Origin of the sequence: Chryseobacterium echinoideorum, from assembly GCF_007474535.1 — a bacterium.
GTDB classification, from domain to species: Bacteria; Bacteroidota; Bacteroidia; order Flavobacteriales; family Weeksellaceae; genus Chryseobacterium; species Chryseobacterium echinoideorum.
In genome coordinates this window covers 49,392-66,012 of the sequence record NZ_VKNW01000002.1, presented here as the reverse complement: position 1 = coordinate 66,012, position 16,621 = coordinate 49,392, and the positions used below count along the sequence as shown (strand labels likewise).

Below are 16,621 nucleotides of genomic sequence, written 5' to 3'. Positions count from 1 at the left end.
ATATATTTATATGAAAAAAATTTATTCTGCTTTACTACTTTTTGTAGTGACCATACTATTTGGACAAATAAGCTACACTATCACTCCCAATCCTTTTAACGAAACCAATCAGATTACTTTAACTGTTCCGGGTAACCAAATTGATGAAAACGCATGGGGTGTTGTCAATAATGCCATTTACATTTGGTCATGGTCTTTAGATCAAAACTTTACCAACAGTCAGGATTGCCCCACCAATGGAAGCTGGACCAATTCAAACGAAGCGAACAGACTTGTTTACAACTCGGTTACAGATAGTTATTCTTTAACTTTTACACCAACAACATTTTTTAACAGAACAGGAATTGGACGTTTCGGGTTTTTGCTGAAGAATAAAACGGGGTCACAGCAAACTTCTGACAACTTGGTTAATGTCGGAACTTTAAACCTGAATATGACGAATCCGGCAGCTAATAGCTTAACCTCAGTTGCTGCAGGAAATTCTATCAACATAACCGCAACCACTAGCATAAATGCAACTTTCCAGCTAAAAGCTAACGGAATTGTAGTAAATTCTACTTCTACTCCTTCTACATCATATGCCTACAATTATACTGTTACTCAGGATGCAGACATGGAACTCATCGCCACAGATGCCAGTTCGAATATAAAAAATGCTACATTTATGCTGCAGGTTCCAAGAAATGTAGTTTCTGCAGCTATCCCGTCATGGATTAGACAAGGGATTAATTATCATCCTACCGACAATACCAAAGTAGGGCTGGCTTTATATGCTCCATTTAAAAATTTTGTTCACGTCATTGGAAGTTTCAACAACTGGATTGTAGATGACACTTATCTGATGAAAAGAGATACTACAAATCCGGACTTGTACTGGATCGAATTAAGCGGACTCACCCCACAGCAATTATACACATTTCAGTACAGAACCAACGACTTAAAAAAAGTAGCAGATCCTTTTTCGCCACAAATATTATCTTCTTATGATGATCAGTGGATTTCTGCAACAACCTATCCTAATTTACCTGCATTTCCTGCAGGACAAGGTTTTGAAGTTTCTACATTTAAAACCGCACAGACACCTTATAACTGGCAGGTTACCTCTTTTCAGAAACCTAATAAAGAAAATCTGATTGTCTACGAATTGTTGTTACGAGATTTCACACAGGAAAAAAACTGGCAGTCGCTTATTAATAAAATTAATTATCTTAAAAATCTCAACATTAATGCTATTGAGCTGATGCCAATCATGGAGTTTGAAGGCAATCTTTCGTGGGGTTATAATACATCTTTTCATTACGCTTTAGACAAAGCTTACGGAACACCGGAAAAATTCAAAGAATTTGTTGATCTGTGTCACCAAAACGGAATTGCCGTGATTTTAGACATCGCATTCAATCATGCAACCGGAAGATCTCCATTGGTAAGACTTTGGAATATAGATCCGGATGGAGACGGTTTTGGAGATGTAGCTGCAAATAATCCTTATTTTAATCAGGCTCCGAAACATTCATATAATGTTTTTAATGATTTCAATCATTCCAGCAATGCTACAAAATATTATGTGGAAAGAACATTACAACACTGGATTTCAGAATATAAGATTGACGGATTCAGATGGGATCTTACCAAAGGATTTACACAAAACTGTTCTGCAAACGATGAAACTTGTACAAATGCCTATCAACAGGACAGAGTAGATATTCTGAAATATTATGCAGATAAACAATGGGCAGCAGATCCTAGTTCTTACATCATATTTGAACATCTGGGTACGGATGCAGAAGAACAGCAATGGGCAAATTACAGGGTAAGTGAAGGAAAAGGTGTAATGCTTTGGAACAAACAGACAGATCCTTACAACCAAAATACCATGGGATATAAGGACAACAGTAACTATGACAGAATGGATCATGAGCTTCACGGATTTACCAATATGCACGCAGTAGGATTCGGTGAAAGCCACGATGAGGAAAGATTAATGTTTAAAAATCTGGCTTATGGAGCTTCTAACGGATCTTATAATGTTCAAAACCTAAATACAGCCTTAGAGAGAATGAAAACTTTCGGAGCTGCATTTTTTACCATTCCTGGTCCTAAAATGATCTGGCAATTCGGGGAACTTGGCTATGAATTCAGCATCAACAGATGTCCGGACGGATCTATCAATAATGCCTGCAGAACTGATGAAAAACCAATTGCTTTTACATTAGGATACGATACAAATGTCAACAGAAAGGCAATTTATAATACATGGGCACAGATTATTAATATCAGGAATTTGCATCCGGTTTTTAAATCTAAAACGTATACGGTAGAATCTAACAACCTTTCCAATGATCCTGACGGTCTTATTACCCGCATCTACGTGTATGATAATTCTTTACCTGCAGGAAGTTTGAAAAACATTGTCGTTCTTGCCAATTATGGCATTACCGCCAGAAATGTTGTTCCTTATTTCCCTTATACCGGGCAATGGCAAAATCTGATGGATAATACAACGATGAACATCACTTCAACAGTTACTCCCATTACACTGCAACCCGGTGAATTTAAAATTTTAGGAAGTACAAACGGAACATTAGGAACGTCTGAAATTAATTCCGAAAACAGGCTTTCTCTGCAAATTGCAGATAACCCCGTGAAGAACGGCATTGCAAAGCTTATATATACCAAAGCTAAAAACGGAGAAATCATCATTTACGATATAAGTGGAAAAAAGATGGATTCCTTCAGACTGAAAAATGAGACAGGAATGCATGAACAGAAAGCGGATTATCCGGCAGGAACTTATCTTGTCCATTTAAGATCTGATACAGGAACTGCCATTCAAAAAATGATTATCAAATAAATACTATACAAAAAGCTCATGAAAATGGGCTTTTGTTCTTCACTATCAATTCCGTATCTTTGCACACTAAATTTTCACTATGTCTAAATCTTTAATTCCGAAATTAGAAGCGATTAAACAAAGATATAATGAGGTTGCAGACCTTATTATTCAGCCTGATGTAATTTCAGACCAAAAAAGATATTCTTCTCTTAATAAAGAATACAGTGATTTGGGCAAGATTGTATTTGTATATGATCAATATAAAGGTGCATTAAACGCCATTGAAGAATCTGATGAAATCATTGCGGACGGATCTGATAAAGATTTCGTAGAACTGGCAAAAATTGAAAAAAACGAAGCGCTGGAAAAAATTCCGGGTCTTGAAGAACAACTTAAAGTACTCTTGATTCCGAAAGATCCTGCTGATGATAAGAACATTATCGTAGAACTTCGTGCAGGAACCGGTGGTGACGAAGCTGCTATTTTTGTGGAAGATATTTACAGAATGTATTCTATGTATTTTAAAGCAAAAGGATGGAGACACGAGGTGACCGATTCCAATGAGGCAGCAAAAGGGTATAAAGAACTCATCATGAAAGTGGAAGGAGAAGGAGTCTACGGAATTATGAAATTTGAATCCGGTGTTCACCGGGTACAGCGTGTTCCTGAAACCGAATCTCAGGGAAGAGTTCATACTTCTGCTATTACTGTTGCTGTTTTACCGGAAGCCGAAGAAGTAGATGTAGAAATCAATCCTGCTGATATCGAAATGCAGACTTCACGTTCCGGAGGAGCAGGTGGACAGAACGTCAACAAAGTTGAAACAAAAGTTCAGCTTACCCATAAACCTTCAGGATTGGTGGTGGTGTGTCAACAGGCTCGTTCCCAGCTGGCAAACCGTGAACTGGCAATGGAAATGCTTCGTGCAAAGCTATATGATATTAAATTACAGGAAGTTCAGGGAGATATTGCAGCACAAAGAAAAACAATGGTTTCTACCGGAGACCGTTCTGCAAAGATTAAAACCTACAATTATCCTCAGGGAAGGGTAACTGATCACAGAATCAACAAATCTATGTATAATCTTGATGCTTATATGAACGGTGATATTTCTGAAATGATTGATGCCGTAATTATGGCAGAAAATGCCGAAAAAATGAAGGGTGAAGAAGATAATTATTAAGATTATTTGAAATAAATTTTAAAGCTTTTGAGAAATCAGAAGCTTTTTTATTTTACAATCTTTCTTAGATCTTTGTAAATTTCATCTTTAGGGATAATGATATAAAGAATGTATTTTCGATAATAATTGTAACGAAAAGTATTATTTTTACCCTGTAAAAAATTGCAGGAATTTTATCATACTTTTTTAATTAGTCTGATAGGTTTCTGGCTGAAAAATATGACAATGAATTCAATTGTAATCAATGTTGGAAACAGCAATATCAGATTTGGTCTATTTGATGATGATAACTGTGATATTTCCTGGGTAATCAATACCAAGCCTTACAGAACCGCAGACGAATTGTATGTACAGATTCTCATGCTTTACCAAACCTATAAAATTGATCCTCAAAACATTGATAAAATAATCATGGGTTCTGTTGTTCCGCAGCTTACGAAAGTCATCAGCTCAGCCATCCGGAAAATTCACGGCAAAGAACCTGTTATTGTAGATCGCACCACTTCTTCTGCTGTTCAGGCAAAATCTAAACAGATGGGAACTGATATTTATGCCAATCTGGTTGCTGCTCACAATTTATATCCTAACAGAAAAAAAATTGTTCTTGATTTTGGTACTGCGCTTACTGCAAGCTGTGTCGCCGAAAATGGTGAAACTTTGGGTGTTATTATTGCACCGGGAATTATTACTTCTCTTAATTCTTTAATCAGCCAGACCGCACAGCTTCCGGAAATAGAATTAGTAAAGCCAAAATCTGTTTTGGGATTAGACACTATAACCTGTATGCAGAGCGGGATGGTTTATGGGTTTTTAGGCATGGTAGAAGGTTTTATAGACCGTATTAACGATGAAGTACATGATGAATGCTTTGTGATCGCTACCGGAGGAGTTTCTCACGTTTATAAACCTTTAACTAATAAAATTCACATTACAGACCGGCTGCACACGCTGAAGGGTCTTTATTTTCTGGGAAAAGAATAAAAAGGTAAGATTCGGCTTTATCTTTTCGCTTTAAAAAATTCTTTTACCATCGAAGAACATTCGTTTTCCAAAATTCCGGTAACGATTTCTGTTTTGGGATGAAGCTGAAGATTTTTATTGATAAATCCTCGCCGCTCATCTCTCGCTCCGATTACTACTTTGGAGATTTGTGACCATGATAAAGCTCCGGAACACATCACACAAGGCTCTAAAGTCACATATAAAGTACAGTTGGTGAGATATTTACCTCCGAGAAAATTAGCCGCAGACGTTATTGCCTGCATTTCTGCATGCGCCGTCACGTCATTCAGCGTTTCGGTAAGATTATGAGATCTTGCAATCACCCGGTTGTTCGAGACGATGACGCAGCCAACAGGAACCTCATCTTTTTCAAAAGCGTCCTGTGCTTCCTGCAGCGCCAGTTTCATATAGTATTCATCGGTAAACATAAAAAAATAAGCTTAGTACAAAACTAAGCTTTTCATCATAAATTTTAATTTTTTAGAAACGATATCCAATACCTCCCATAATTTTTCCCGTAACTTCTTCAAAATAGTAGTTATCCCGGTCGCCAAATCTCCTTGCAATTCCCCCACTCGCTTCAATCACCAGATTATTTTTCAGAACCCATTTTCCTCCTACCCCAAATCCTATTCCTATAGTAGTGGCAGTTCTTCTATTCACAGAAGAAGTATAGTAAAAGCCTGTAGTTTCTTCATAAACATAGTTATAATCATCATTGGAATTTGTGGTAACGGGAATAAAACCTTCAAGAAAAAATCCGGAAGCATATTTTTTCCCAAAATACATTCTATAATACGCTGAAAACTGGGTAAACCTGTCCTCTTTGCGATCAAGATGTATCATTGCATTGACACCAATTCCTTTATTATCAGAAATCAGCCGTTCATACGAAACATTAGCAAGCGGAACGGCGATCAGCAAAACGGGGTCAGCTACGATGTCGTTTTTTCTCTGTTTTTCTGTAACATCTGCAGTCTGTGCAGAGCAAAGTCCGGCTGTAAGGAATAATGCCAGAAAGGTTTTTTTCATGTTCAGTTATTTATCGTTTTCAATAGTTTTATACTTAAATCTTCATTATAATTTAAACTGATAATTTAAGTATATTCAGTTTTTCACAATAATATTATTGCTTTTAAAATTTAGCTCAAATATAAATAATAAAACAATACACCGTGAAAAATTATTCAAAGTTCATTGCCAAAGGAAAACGAAACCTGTATCTTACAGGCATCCCGTTAATATTAGCCGGAGAAAACTTGCCGGAGATTGAATAAACAGCGATTTCTGCCTGCCTGTTAAAAGTAAAATTATCGCCTTCTGCTTTCACATTGCTGATGGTTCCATCCTTTTCAACAACAAAAAAAACAACTGTTTTTAAGCTGGGATTTTCAGAATAAACACCTTCTGTGTAAAACAAATCAGCAACTTCTTTTCTCAAAGCATTCATTCCTCCCGGATAATCTGCTGTTTTTTCTACATTTACCGCAAGATGATCTTCACGATTATGATTTGTATTATTCTGATCAGATACATTTACTGTTTTATATTTAATCTTTCTGAGATCTTCCAGATTTTTAATTTTAAGTAAGGCACCAATAAGTGCGACATTCTCTATGCTATCCATTTTCTTCATAAAAAAAAGAAAATCATTTTTAACCGCCTCTTTAAAAAGCGGATTGGTCTGCTGATTAAATTTTTTCCGGAACTCAGTATTCAGCATCGTACGGTGCTGATTGTAATAGGTCTTTATCATCTTGAAGTCTTCGTTCTGCTGCGAAAAGCAAAACGAAGATGCTAAAAGAAAAAGTAAGTAGATCGTTTTCAAAAGATGCAGGTTGTAGATGTAAATATAATCAAAAAGAATGCAGTTTGCGTTACTCTTGAGAATATGCCTGCAGAGAATCTGATAAACTCTCTCTTATTTCCCTGATCAGACTTTCGGGTTCCATTACTTTTACCTCTTTTCCGTAAGATAAAATTTCTTGTCTGAAATCATACGTCGGATGAAGAAAAAACTCGAAGTAAATATCATCCGATGTTTCTTTCAGCTCTTTTTGAGACTGATGCAGCGGAAAGCTTCTGATATATTCGCCCTGATGTCTGCTGCATTTCAGAACTATCTTCTGAGGATTTTGCTCCGTAAGGTTCATTACTCCAAAAGCATTTTTGAAATGCTCTCTAAAGTTGTATTTGTATTTTTCTCTGAATTTCTGAGGAGCTACCGAAAGATGATTTATCCGGTCTAATCCGAATGATTTTAAGGTTTTATCTTTTGTGTCAACCGCAATCAGATACCATCTGTCTTTGGATTCTTTGAGCGCTAAAGGATGAACTTTCCTTGAGGTCATTTTTTTGTTTTTGTAATTGTAATGCTCAAATAAAACAATTCTTTTGTTTCTGATCGCAAAAAAAAGATCATAAAAATGTTCTAATCCTGTAGGTTTTCTGCTTTCAAAAAAAATGAAATCCGAAAAATCTGGATGAAGATTTAATGCATTGCTTACCTGAAAAGACTCAAGCAGTTTTTGGTTATATTCATCTACTTCCATCATCGGGCGGCTGTCAATATAATATCGGTTGTCTCTCCTTTTTTTGTTGTGAATGGTGAGGTTAAAGAGATTGGAAATTTCCCGGATATCTCTTTGCAGCGTCCGCATAGAATAGCTTTTGATTTCTGCATCCTGAAACTCAAAAGAATTGAGCAGATATTCTTCTATCTGGGAATAGGTAGAAGGTGCAGATTCTAATTTTTTAATGATCAATGCATATCTCGTGAGGTAAAAATCTTTTTTCATGCTGATAAGTTTCTGTCACAAATATATACTCTTAATGCGACAAAACGTGTCGTGTTTAAATCTTGTGGATAACTTATAAAAGCTTTTTCATCTTAAAATATATTCTGCATCGACAAAATCAGTCAGCCAGACTTTGTTTTCAGAAAGATAGAACGCCATTCCGTCTTTATGCATTTTTCCGGTTTCAATGGTTAAAATAACAGGTTTTCCGTGGCCGCATTCCGACTTTGGTTGCGGTGTCTTTGTCCTGACTTAAATGTACGTGCTGTCTGCTTCTCTTTTCAATTCCTTTTTCAAAAATGGATGCAAGATTGGCTTCTGCTGTTCCGTGGTAGAGAAATTCCGGTGGCTGTTGTGGATTTAAAGCCAAATCCACATCAATCGAATGCCCTTGATTTGCACGGATTCTGGTTTTATCTTCATTGAAAATAAAGCGTTTTTTGTCGTTGGTTTCCACTACCTCATCCAATTCTTTCAGTGTGAAAGCGCAATTTTCTTTTGCACATTTTTCCTGTAATTCTTCTACATCTGCCCATCCGTTTTCGTCTAAATTCAGCCCGATAATTTCGGGTTTGTGTCTAAGCACCAAGCTTAGGTATTTGCTTATTCTTTTTTTATGTTGTTCGTTCATGATTTGTTTATTAATTTTTTTCAAATTTTTCGCAAATTTTTTCAATATCCTCCTTTCTCGCCAAAACATCCATCCACTCTTTAGGAATACTTTCAAAACCATAATAAATCCCTGCAATTCCACCTGTGATGGCTCCGGTTGTGTCGGTGTCTTCTCCAAGATTGACGGCTTTTAAAACTGCTTCGGAATAACTTTCAGAATTTAGAAAACACCATAATGAAGCTTCTAAACTGTGGAGAACGTAACCGGAAGAACTAATTGTATCTTCCTTATATTTTGAAATATCATTCTTTAAAATTCTTTCAAAAAGCTGAATCTCTTTTGGGTTAAAACCTTGAATTCCTGCAAATTCCAAAGCTGTTTTTTGAATACGGTTGTATGCTTCTTTTTTATCTTTTCCTTTTATTAATTCAATAGCAAAAATCACATAGATAAAACACGCAAAAACAGAACGAAAATGTCCGTGAGTAATTGATGAAACTTCTTTTACGGTTTGATATAATTTTTCAATATTTTCTTCTTCTTTAAGGTAGAAAGCCAAGGGAAGCGTTCTCATTAAAGAGCCGTTCCCATTGTCTTCTTCAAAAATATTTCCCGAAAATTTTGCGCTTTCTCCTTTTATTAATCTTGCGACAGAATGTTTTGTTGTTCCGCCAATATCGAATAATCTTCCGTGGGCTGTCCAATGTCCGTATTTTACCCACTTCACAAAGCTATGTCCGATTTTTTCCAGATCATAGCCTTTTGTCAATTCTTCTGCGATACAAAGCGTTAAGGAACTATCGTCACTCCAAGTTCCTTTCGGCTGGTTCCACGATCCGAATTCCCGCATATTTTCAACAGGAAATACTTTCAAAGTTTCTCTGGTTTTAAATTCCACTGGAACACCCAAAGCATCACCGATACAAACTCCAAAAATTCCTGCTTTTACGATGTTTTCCATTAGGCAAGATTTATCAATTTATCGTACAATAATTTCATACCTTTGGTTGCCGTTTCTTTCATGACAACCGCTCTCTGTCCGTATCCGAAACCTGTTTCGTTGGGGTTGATAACAATTAAAAGACACTCATCTTTAATATCGTGAAGCAAGCCTGCCGCCGGATAGACCTGCAATGAGGTTCCGATAACCAAGAAAATATCGGCTTCTTTCGCTTTTGTCGTTGCTTCTTTCATCAAGGGAACATCTTCTCCGAACCAAACAATAAATGGTCTTAACTGCGCTCCGTCTTCTGCTTTATCCCCGATATTGATGTCCTCTTTTTGCTCGTAAATCAGATTTTTGTTACTGCATGAGCAGGATTTGAATAATTCGCCATGTAAATGTATAACATTTGTAGATCCGGCTCTCTCATGCAGATCATCAATATTTTGCGTGATGATCTGTACATCAAAATACTTTTCCAAATCGGCAATCAATTTATGTGCATCATTGGGTTCTACTTCATGAAGCTGTCTTCGTCTCTGGTTGTAAAATTCAAGAACCAAAGTCCTGTCTTTTCGCCATCCTTCCGGGCTTGCCACATCCGTGATGCTATGATTTTCCCAAAGACCATCTCCGTCTCTGAAGGTTTTAATTCCGCTTTCGGCACTGATTCCTGCGCCGGTTAATATGGTTAGTTTTTTCATTTGTTTTGTTTTTAATTGTTTTAACCTAAAATCTTTGCAGATTTTAGGTTAAAAATTATCTTGCATATTTCATTCGTAAAGGCGTTGCACTCAGCAAATGAGCATAAAGTTAACCTTCAATTTTCAAGAGCTTTTTATAAATCTCTTCATTTTCATTATCAAAACAGACGAAAATAACTTTTTCTATGATGTTTGATTTGAAATTTTTCACCTCATCAACAGCAATTTTTCCTGCTAATTGTTTTGGAAATTTATAAATTCCTGTGCTGATATTTGGAAAGGCAATGGTTTTTACTTCAAGGCTTTCTGCCAATTTTAATGAGTTTCTATAACAATTTGCCAATAATTTTGACCCTTTTTCTTCATTATCATTCCAAACCGGACCAACTGTATGAACTACATATTTTGCAGGAAGATTTCCGGCAGTGGTGACAACGGCTTCTCCGGTTTTGCATTTTCCCTGTCGGTTTCTGATTTCAATACATTCATCCAAAATTTGTTTTCCTCCTGCACGATGAATGGCTCCGTCTACTCCGCCTCCTCCCAGTAAGGACGAGTTGGCTGCGTTGACGATAGCATCTGCTTTTATTTGGGTGATGTCGCCTTTTATTAATTCAATTTTCATAAAATTTGCTGTTATTCCATTTTTCAACATCTTCAATCCAATTTGGAGTTGTATTTTCATTACAACACAAAATACTAACTCCTCCCGCCATTGCACAGTTTGTATCTCTGTCGCCCAAAGCTGAAACTGTATTCCAAAGGCATTCTTCAAAATGGTTTCGGTATCTCGAAAGCATCCAGATAACAATCGGAACGGTATCCTGAGCCGTCATTTTAATTCCGCTTCCTAAGGTTTTAACCAATAATTCAATACTTGGATTTCCTTCTAAATATAAGGCTTTATTCAACTTACTTTTCATATCGGAATCATTTAATTCATCCTGAATTTTTTGAATAAACTCCTGTTGATTAAGTTTTATCAATCCTAACTTTTCCTGAACCGAAAAAGCTGCAGCCAATGCAATTGCTTTTGTTCCTTCAATCGCTTCTTTATTGGCGTGAGTAACTTCACAGGAAAATTCAGCGTTCAATTTAAGTTTAGCAAAATCATCATAAAAATAGGCTCCGATTACCGAGGCTCTCATGGCTCCGCCATTTCCCATTGAACCTTGTCCTTCAAATTTTGAATAAGAAACTTCTTTCCAGTTTTCTCCATTTTTTACAGTTCTGAAATACTGATGCATCGAAGGTCCGTAACCTCTATTGATATCTAAATAATAATTTTTTGTAAACTCCTCTGCTAAAAAATCTTGATTGATTTTTCCGAATTTTTCTAAAGATTTAAAAATAGCAATCGCCATAATGGTATCGTCTGTAAAATCCAGAGTGCTTTCAGGAATGATTCTTTGATCTATGTACGTTCCTATTATATTTTCTTCGCCAAAGAAACTTTCTCCAAAAGCATCACCAATGGAAATTCCCATAAGTGAATTTGAAGCGAGTAAGAGTTTATTCTTCATTATTTTAATCTTAATTTTTTATTTAAATCTTCATCAAACAGCAGCGGTTTTTCTTTGGGAAGAATTAAACTATCCAAATCGTCATTCAATACAAATTGATATTGTTCTTTTACAAAATCGGAAATATTTTCAATCAAAAGAATATCTTCCTTAGCAAAAGAACGGGTAAATTCATTCCTCAAACCAATCTGAATGGCTCGCCTTTCCAATTTTCCACCAAAAGGATCGTGATCCGGATCCCATTGCAGCCTCACAGAAGATTTTTTCACCTGATTCTGCCATTCTTCCCTTGAAATTCCTAAATTTTCATTGTATGAAGAATAGACTGCATTCTTCAGATAATTTTTGAACGCATTCATCTTCAAATGAATTGCGAGAACAGATTCCTGACCTTCCTTCGTTCCCCACCCGTTTCGGAACATCATCCAAAGGAAGTTCGGCTTTATCCAAGTCATTCTTTCCAGACTGAATGCGCCTCCAAAATATTGATTTTCTACTGCAAATTCGCCTATTTCTTTTCGGTACGACTGATAGACAATGATTTTCTCATCATCATACTGAGCCATGATGTGATACCCTTTTTTCGGCCAATCCTGTAGCTGTTCTTTATATTTTTTTAATTTGAGTTTCATTTTTAAGCATTAATAATAAATCTTCTATCGGTTTATTCACAGATTCTTTAAAGTTGTTCCCAATAAATACTTTTGTCACTTTAATGTTCCCTACAATTGCCTGATTAAAAGTATCCAATTCTTCTGAAGGAACCCATAATTCATTATGATTTTTTGCTCCCACATTTTGGGCTGGATATTTATTTACTTCTTCTTGCAACACTTCAAATTCAGTTACAAATCCAAGATAATTTCCTGCTTCATCTCTTGTATTCCATTTTTTTGCAATTTCGGAGGCATAATCTTCATCTAAAACTGGATAGAAAATCGGTTGCCATTCTAATCTTGGAGGAAATTTTTTGTAGTTGCTTTCTATAATTAAAAGCATTTCTTTTTCTCCGATGGGTCTGTATAATGTTATCGATTTCATATTGTGTTATTTTTACACAAATTTAAAAAAGTATTATTTTATCTTCCAAATTTATTTGTGTTGTTTTTACGCTAAAATGTTTAATAAATTGATTTCCAGTGATAAAAATTCGTTTTTTGAAATACAAATTACACAAATGTTTTTCACAGGTGGCACAGATTTGAATTTTTAATGATAAAACTTAAATGAAAAATATAGTTGGAAAATGCTAATTCTGTCTTTCTGAAGAAGGAAGAATCTTAGATATAATTTATAGATTTTTCACACCGCTTCGCTACTTTCAGAATGACAGTGAGAAAACAACAAGTTAGTGTAGTCTTGTTTTAAAATTATTTTATTTCAAAATAAAAACCCTGTTCTTCCAATTCTTTATATTTTTCCTGATTGAAAGTAAAGAGTTTTCCGGGTCTTCCGCTGCCTTCTTTTCTAAGATTATTGGTTTCATTAAGCAATCCGTAGCTCATGATTTTTTTACGGAAATTACGGCGGTCAATTTCCTTTCCGATAATAGTTTTGTATAAATTTTCGAGATCAGAAAAAGCAAATTCTTCATTTAAAAGATTGAATCCGATCGGCTGATATTGGATTTTTGTGCGAAGTCTTTTCACTGCAATATCAATAATAGACTGATGATCAAAAGCAAGCTTTGGAAGCTGATTGACACTGAACCATTGTGCATCTTCCGCATCGGAATCAGCAAATAATTCGTGATAAGAAGGATTGACAAGCCCTAAATAAGCCACAGAAACGACTCTGTTTCGTGGATCGCGACCAACGTTTCCAAAAGTGTAAAGCTGTTCTAAAAAATCAGGTTTTATCCCTGTTTCTTCATGAAGTTCACGCTTTACCGCATCATCAAGGTTTTCATCGTCCAAAACCAATCCACCCGGAAGTGCCCAACCTCCTTTATAGGGTTCTATGTTTCTTTTTATCAGAAGAATCTGAAGATCTTTTTTATCAAAATATCCGAAAATAATTGCGTCTACAGCCACTTTTATATTCTGCATAATAAGTTTGCGTTATGATTACACAAAATTATTATTTCTTAGATTCATAAAAAAATAAATTTTCGTTAAAATAAATTTATTACTTTTAATTAAAATATAATCTATTTAAAAATAAACCATTATGAAAAAAATTATCTTAACATTTTCAGCAGTCTGCCTTGTTATTTCCTGCGATAAAGTAAAAGTTGATGTGAAAGATTCAAATAAAAATGACTCTTTAGCTTCGGAAGAATGGAAACCTGTAGACTCTGCAACCGCTACTAAGGCGTGGATTGATTTTGCAACTCCCGGAGATAAGCACCAGATGCTTGCCAAATCAGACGGAAACTGGGTCGGCGAAACCACCATGTGGATGGAAAACGGAGGTCAACCAATGACCAGCACATCTGAAGCAACTAACAAAATGGTATTTGACGGACGCTATCAAATGAGTACGCACAAAGGCAATATGATGGGGATGCCGTTTGAAGGAATAAGCATTGTAGGCTACGATAATTCAAAGAAAAAATTTGTAAGCACCTGGATCGACAATATGGGAACAGGAATTATGAATCTGGAAGGCGATTGGAATGCTTCTGCAAAATCTATGGAACTGAAAGGAAAAATGACCGATCCTTCGAGACCGGGAAAAGACTGCGATGTAAGAGAAGTTTTCACTTTCGTGGATGACAATACCCAAAAAATGGAAATGTACGGTCCGGATCCGAAAACAGGAAAAGAATTTAAAACAATGGAGATTGTTTTTAAGAGAAAATAATTTAGAGCATAATCAAAAAAATCCGCAGAAAAAATCTGCGGATTCACTTTTTATCTTTCGCCATATCAACTGGCTCTTTTTTATTTTTTACTTAGCTCTTTCCTTAATCATTGAGCTTCAATACAGCCATGAATGCCGATTGCGGCACCTCTACTCTACCGATCTGCTTCATTTTTTTCTTTCCTTCTTTTTGTTTTTCCAAAAGTTTACGCTTTCTGGAAATATCTCCTCCGTAACATTTTGCCGTAACGTCTTTTCTTAATGCTTTAATGGTTTCTCTTGCAATAACTTTTGTTCCCAATGCTGCCTGAACCGCAATATCAAACTGCTGTCTCGGGATCAGTTCGCGAAGTTTCTCACACATTCTTTTTCCGATGTAATAAGCATTAGAATCATGGATTAATGAAGATAAAGCATCTACCATATCTCCGTTAATTAAAATATCCATTTTTACCAGTTTAGAAGCCCTAAAACCAATCGGATGATAATCAAATGAGGCATAACCTTTAGAAATAGATTTTAACCTGTCGTAGAAATCAAAAACCACCTCTGCTAAAGGCATATTAAAAATGAGCTCAACCCTGTCTGAAGTCAAATAACTCTGATTGACAATTTCGCCTCTTTTTTCGATACAAAGCGTCATTACAGCTCCTACAAAATCAGATTTTGTAATGATGGAAGCTTTAATATAAGGTTCTTCTACTCTATCCATCGTAGAAGGATCCATCATTTCGGATGGATTGTTGATCAAAATCGGAACTTCTGGTTCTTTTTTAGTATATCCGAAATAAGAAACGTTGGGAACCGTGGTAATCACATTCATATTAAACTCTCTGTCGAGTCTTTCCTGCACAATTTCCATGTGAAGCATACCCAAGAATCCGCAACGGAAACCGAAGCCAAGTGCTGCAGAGCTTTCTGGCTCAAAAACCAAAGAAGCATCATTCAGTCTCAATTTTTCAAGAGAAAATCTTAATTCTTCAAAATCCTCAGAATCAATAGGGTAAATCCCGGCGAAAACCATTGGCTTTACTTCTTCAAAACCTTCAATAGGTCCGGCTGCAGGTTTTTCAAAAGAAGTAATTGTATCTCCTACTTTTACTTCACGAGCATCTTTAATCCCTGAAACCAAATATCCTACATCACCACACTGAACGGTTTTCTTTGGAACCTGTTTCAGTTTCAAAGTTCCTACTTCATCTGCACCATATTCTTTTCCGGTTGCAAAGAATTTAATTTTCTCGTTCTTAGAAATACTTCCGTTAACAACCTTGAAATAGGCTTCAATTCCTCTGAACGGGTTATAAACAGAGTCGAAAATCAATGCCTGAAGCGGTGCATCCGGATCTCCCACCGGAGCCGGAATTCTTTCTACAATCTGCTCAAGCAAATGATGAACACCTTCTCCTGTTTTTCCCGAAACTCTTAATACATCTTCATAATCGCAACCAATTAAATTCATGATTTCATCGGTAACTTCTTCAGGGTTCGCAGAAGGGAGATCAATTTTATTCAAGATCGGAATGATTGTTAAATCATTTTCAAGTGCTAAATATAAATTACTAATTGTCTGTGCCTGAATACTTTGCGCAGCATCTACAATAAGAAGCGCTCCTTCACAGGCAGCAATTGAACGGGAAACTTCATAAGAAAAATCTACGTGTCCCGGTGTATCAATAAGGTTTAAAATATATTTTTCGCCATTAAGCTCATAATCCATCTGGATAGCGTGAGATTTTATCGTGATCCCACGTTCTTTTTCCAAATCCATATCATCAAGCGTCTGAGATTGTAATTCTCTCTGAGTCACTGTATTGGTATACTCCAGAAGACGGTCTGCCAAAGTAGATTTACCGTGGTCGATATGAGCGATTATGCAAAAATTTCGTATGTTTTTCATTTAAGAACTATGTAATTTGCAAAGATAATAAAATGCAGGAGAATTTAATTTTTAATTTTAGTAGCAAATGCTGTTTTAAGTTCGTTTTCAAAAATAATATTTACCTTACTTTTATGATATATGACACTTCCGACCTCCTTGTCTCTGGTCGCTGATCTATTACAGTGAAAGTTTTAATTGTACCCTTGCTATCTTTAATAGATTTTGATAAGTTAATAACCTCAGTTTTCTGCCCAAGAAACAGATTTGAAATCAATAAAAAGAACAATATTTTTTTTACACTCATGATTTATAAAATTGCGAATTAATTTAAACAA

The 16,621-nt window shown here is 35.8% G+C and carries 16 protein-coding genes and 1 pseudogene; 4 read left to right on the top strand and 13 right to left on the bottom strand.

Going from position 1 to position 16,621, the window contains the following annotated elements; genetic code table 11:
- The first annotated feature begins 10 nt into the window (after positions 1 to 10).
- From FOL89_RS02725 to FOL89_RS02715, 3 genes are all read left to right on the top strand, one after another.
- Positions 11 to 2,851, top strand: a complete 2,841-nt coding sequence (locus tag FOL89_RS02725) for an alpha-amylase family glycosyl hydrolase (protein WP_144281317.1) — start codon at positions 11 to 13, stop codon at positions 2,849 to 2,851.
- A 79-nt stretch (positions 2,852 to 2,930) separates the two neighbouring features.
- On the top strand, positions 2,931 to 4,016 hold the full coding sequence (prfA, locus tag FOL89_RS02720; protein WP_144281316.1) for a peptide chain release factor 1: 1,086 nt from the start codon (positions 2,931 to 2,933) through the stop codon (positions 4,014 to 4,016).
- Positions 4,017 to 4,241: 225 nt separating this feature from the next.
- Positions 4,242 to 4,997 (top strand): type III pantothenate kinase, encoded by a 756-nt coding sequence (locus tag FOL89_RS02715; protein ID WP_144281315.1) that lies wholly within the window; start codon positions 4,242 to 4,244, stop codon positions 4,995 to 4,997.
- 17 nt (positions 4,998 to 5,014) lie between these two features.
- Here the strand turns inward: FOL89_RS02715 and FOL89_RS02710 are convergent, their stop codons facing one another.
- From FOL89_RS02710 to FOL89_RS02655, 12 genes and pseudogenes are all read right to left on the bottom strand, one after another.
- Complete coding sequence (locus FOL89_RS02710) at positions 5,015 to 5,446, bottom strand: nucleoside deaminase (protein WP_144281314.1); 432 nt, start codon at positions 5,444 to 5,446, stop codon at positions 5,015 to 5,017.
- A 52-nt stretch (positions 5,447 to 5,498) separates the two neighbouring features.
- Positions 5,499 to 6,050, bottom strand: a complete 552-nt coding sequence (locus FOL89_RS02705; protein WP_144281313.1) for a DUF3575 domain-containing protein — start codon at positions 6,048 to 6,050, stop codon at positions 5,499 to 5,501.
- 151 nt (positions 6,051 to 6,201) lie between these two features.
- The gene (locus FOL89_RS02700; protein ID WP_228444847.1) at positions 6,202 to 6,846 is read right to left on the bottom strand and encodes an energy transducer TonB; all 645 of its coding nucleotides are present in this window, start codon (positions 6,844 to 6,846) and stop codon (positions 6,202 to 6,204) included.
- 49 nt (positions 6,847 to 6,895) lie between these two features.
- A complete protein-coding gene (locus FOL89_RS02695) occupies positions 6,896 to 7,816 on the bottom strand; it encodes a helix-turn-helix transcriptional regulator (protein WP_144281312.1) in 921 nt (306 codons plus the stop codon).
- Between the two features lie 87 nt (positions 7,817 to 7,903).
- Positions 7,904 to 8,447: pseudogene (locus FOL89_RS02690) on the bottom strand (RNA 2'-phosphotransferase).
- A 10-nt stretch (positions 8,448 to 8,457) separates the two neighbouring features.
- Positions 8,458 to 9,390, bottom strand: a complete 933-nt coding sequence (locus tag FOL89_RS02685; RefSeq protein WP_144281311.1) for an ADP-ribosylglycohydrolase family protein — start codon at positions 9,388 to 9,390, stop codon at positions 8,458 to 8,460.
- Positions 9,390 to 10,076: an SIR2 family NAD-dependent protein deacylase gene (locus FOL89_RS02680; RefSeq protein WP_144281310.1), complete on the bottom strand. Its 687-nt coding sequence runs from the start codon at positions 10,074 to 10,076 to the stop codon at positions 9,390 to 9,392. Before FOL89_RS02680 ends, FOL89_RS02685 begins: the two co-directional genes overlap by 1 nt.
- A 109-nt stretch (positions 10,077 to 10,185) precedes the next feature.
- Positions 10,186 to 10,701 carry an O-acetyl-ADP-ribose deacetylase gene (locus FOL89_RS02675; RefSeq protein WP_144281309.1) on the bottom strand — a complete coding sequence of 172 codons (516 nt, stop codon included), beginning with the start codon at positions 10,699 to 10,701 and terminating at the stop codon, positions 10,186 to 10,188.
- Positions 10,691 to 11,599, bottom strand: coding sequence for an ADP-ribosylglycohydrolase family protein (locus FOL89_RS02670; protein ID WP_144281308.1), 909 nt, complete (start codon positions 11,597 to 11,599; stop codon positions 10,691 to 10,693). Before FOL89_RS02670 ends, FOL89_RS02675 begins: the two co-directional genes overlap by 11 nt.
- The gene (locus tag FOL89_RS02665; protein ID WP_144281307.1) at positions 11,599 to 12,231 is read right to left on the bottom strand and encodes a DUF4291 domain-containing protein; all 633 of its coding nucleotides are present in this window, start codon (positions 12,229 to 12,231) and stop codon (positions 11,599 to 11,601) included. Before FOL89_RS02665 ends, FOL89_RS02670 begins: the two co-directional genes overlap by 1 nt.
- Positions 12,206 to 12,640: an ADP-ribosylation/crystallin J1 gene (locus tag FOL89_RS02660; RefSeq protein ID WP_144281306.1), complete on the bottom strand. Its 435-nt coding sequence runs from the start codon at positions 12,638 to 12,640 to the stop codon at positions 12,206 to 12,208. Before FOL89_RS02660 ends, FOL89_RS02665 begins: the two co-directional genes overlap by 26 nt.
- Positions 12,641 to 12,969: 329 nt before the next feature.
- On the bottom strand, positions 12,970 to 13,647 hold the full coding sequence (locus FOL89_RS02655; protein WP_144281305.1) for an NUDIX hydrolase: 678 nt from the start codon (positions 13,645 to 13,647) through the stop codon (positions 12,970 to 12,972).
- A gap of 121 nt (positions 13,648 to 13,768) precedes the next feature.
- Here FOL89_RS02655 and FOL89_RS02650 point away from each other — a divergent pair, with 121 nt between their 5' ends.
- The gene (locus FOL89_RS02650; RefSeq protein WP_144281304.1) at positions 13,769 to 14,404 is read left to right on the top strand and encodes a DUF1579 domain-containing protein; all 636 of its coding nucleotides are present in this window, start codon (positions 13,769 to 13,771) and stop codon (positions 14,402 to 14,404) included.
- 103 nt (positions 14,405 to 14,507) lie between these two features.
- On the opposite strand, the gene lepA is transcribed toward FOL89_RS02650, so the two are convergent.
- A complete protein-coding gene (gene lepA / locus FOL89_RS02645; RefSeq protein ID WP_144281303.1) occupies positions 14,508 to 16,304 on the bottom strand; it encodes a translation elongation factor 4 in 1,797 nt (598 codons plus the stop codon).
- Positions 16,305 to 16,621: the final 317 nt, after the last annotated feature.